The 2616-nt window shown below is 59.5% G+C and carries 2 protein-coding genes; one reads left to right on the top strand and one right to left on the bottom strand.

The genetic code is table 11. The annotated features are described in order from the left end of the window. The coding region (locus KUO17_RS26265; RefSeq protein WP_425274903.1) for a PDC sensor domain-containing protein at positions 1-560 on the bottom strand (560 nt) is incomplete at its 3' end. Between the two features lie 484 nt (positions 561-1044). On the opposite strand from KUO17_RS26265, the gene KUO17_RS26260 reads away from it, so the two are divergent. Beyond that, entirely contained in the window at positions 1045-2418 is a 1374-nt protein-coding gene (locus KUO17_RS26260; RefSeq protein WP_217978460.1) for an MAC/perforin domain-containing protein, read from the top strand. Positions 2419-2616 lie beyond the last annotated feature (198 nt).

Below are 2616 nucleotides of genomic sequence, written 5' to 3'. Positions count from 1 at the left end.
AGGAAATTCTCCACCCCCAGCGTCACCGCGATCACCCCGGCAAACTGCCCCGGCGTACGCTCGAAGCGCCGGCTCACCGTAATCACCCATTCCTGGGTGGAGCGGCTCTGGATCGGCGGGCCGATGAACACCTCGCGCGACGGGCTGTCGCGGTGATGAATGAAGAACTCGCGGTCGGCACTGTTGGCCCCGGCCGGCACCGGGCCGTTCGACGACATCAACCAGCCTCCGTCAGCGTCGTAGATGGTGATGCCATGCAACTGCGTCAGCAGGTTGTCCTGCTCTTGCACCAGCGAACGCAGCCGTTCGAGCTGGCGCGGCCCGTCGCCATCCACCTCGAGGCGCTCGCCAATCCCCAGCAACAGCATCGAGCTCTGGCGAATGACGCCTTCAGCGTAGGTGTCCAGTGCCTGGGTCAGGTTGAGGCTGTGCCCATTGACCTCGCTCAAGGCACGCTCGCGCGACGACCAGACTTTCCACAAGGTCAGCGATGCCAGCGAAAAACAGATAACCAGCAAGAGTAAAACCGCAAGACGCACGTCACGTTTGCGGGGCGCCATTCCTGGCAAAGGGGGGGTGGTCATCATAAGGCGCTCCGGCGATGCCACAACTAAAGGCATCCTGCCATCACCTGTAACCCGGAATGCCGCGCACTGCAAGGGTTGCAGCGCAGACTACGGTAATTTCCATCACCGTCATGCGCCCACTGACACGATAAAACTTCGTTTATGAATTTGCGCACACTGTAGAACACTCCTACAGTCACTCCGTCATGGCCAATTGACATCAATGAAATGCTTATTTACAAGGAGTTCATAAATGTTTAACAGAGCGCCCACCACACGTTATTTGTCCATGGTCGGATCAAACGAGCCGCTATTGCCAGGCGCAGATGTCATAGGGCTTGGTTATAACGTGAACGGAGAGTTCGCGCGCACCGAAAGTACGATGGGCCAGGGTCTGTTTGACTTGCCAGGGGGTGACGACCGAACAGTCGAAATCGACGGACGGGTGTATCGCTACAACCAGGAGATGAATGTCAACATGCTGTACCGTTCCGATTTCCGGCAGGTACAGGGCAACACCATCGAGCTGTACCGTGAGGAACTGGGGCAGTCGGTCGGCGTCGCGGGCAACTACAAACTGTTCTCCGCATCGCTGAAAGTTGCCTACAACAGCACCTCGCTGTCACAGGAAGAGACTACCTACAACACCGTGCGCGAGGTGCATCGGTTGTGGCAGATCAACCTGCCTGGTCCGACGCGGCTGCAAAAATACCTGAAAGCCGAAGTACGCGAGTTGCTGGAAAACAATCAGGTACCCGCACACGAAGTATTTGACACCCTGGGCGCCTATTACATCAGCGAAGCCGTCGTTGGCGGGCGGATCGATTACAGTGCCGCGACCAAATCATTGCGTACCAACAGCAGTTACGATGTGTCCGTTATCGCCCAGGCTTCCTACCAGGCGCTGGTGGGTGAAATCAAGGTGGACAACGCATCCAAGCTGGGCAAGGACATTGAAAACTTCCGTTCAGTGTCGGAGTTCACCTTGCAGACCGTCGGCGGAAAACCAGGGTTGGCCAGCCGAATCTTCCACGACGATGACAAACACAGTGCGTTTGCCGAATGGTCCGCAAGCCTGCTCAACTACGCGGTGCTGATGGACTTCACGGACGACAGCCTGGCGCCGATCTGGTTGCTGGTGGCGGACCAGAAACGCCGCGATGCACTCGCCCAGGCGTTCCCTGAATGGCTGCAAAGCAAGATCAACCCGGTGCCCAAGCAACAGCAGGTACTGACCATCAACCGTCAGCCGCCAATGATCTGCGTGGGCAACGATGGCGGCTCCGGGGCCAAGCGCGACCTTTCGGTCTGGGCACCCTCCACCGACGAGGTCAACAAGTACGGCGGCCAGTTCGCGCAACCCAACCACGCCAGTGGCGCGGATGGGCGCAGCGTGCTGCTGCGCGACCTGTATGAGCTGGGTTACCTCAAGGCACCGGTGAGCTTCACCCTGGTATGGACCGATACAGGCTCCGGCAAGTCGCGTGACTACGCATGCTGGCGAGCGGTACCGCCTGCCGGTTATCGCGCACTGGGCGACCTGATGGTGCTGGGCTCGGACGGCTATTCGGTGCCCGACAGCATGAAGAAAAACCTTATCTGCGTGCATGAAAGCCTGTGCCGCGACCTCGAAGAAAGCGATTTCAGAAACAACGCGGAAGTCTGGAACGATACCGGCACCGGGGCGCGCCAGGACCTGAGCCTCTGGCACATTACCCCACCGGATGAATCGCGTGCAGTCAAGGCCGGCACCTTCATTGGCGTGAACCACCGCGGCGCGATCAACCACGACGATATCGGCCGTTTCAGAGGGGTGCTGGGCGTACTGCTGAGCAACTACACCACCTCGTGATACACCCGCTGAGGCAGGCGCCCTGAAGGTACTGGGCCCGCGCCTGTAGTGATCGAGAGTGCCCGACCACGCGCGTCGGGCATTTTCATTGAGCAGCGTCAGACAAACGCATCATCAGGCCTTCGATTACCTGCTGCGGGTCGGCGTCGGGGGTGCTGGCGATGGCCTGGCCGGTGGCCGGGTTGAAGACCGTGAGGG

Source organism: Pseudomonas aegrilactucae (assembly GCF_019168305.1).
Lineage (GTDB): Bacteria > Pseudomonadota > Gammaproteobacteria > Pseudomonadales > Pseudomonadaceae > Aquipseudomonas > Aquipseudomonas aegrilactucae.
Note: the sequence above shows the minus strand (reverse complement) of the source record. Positions and strands in the feature narration are given on the sequence as shown.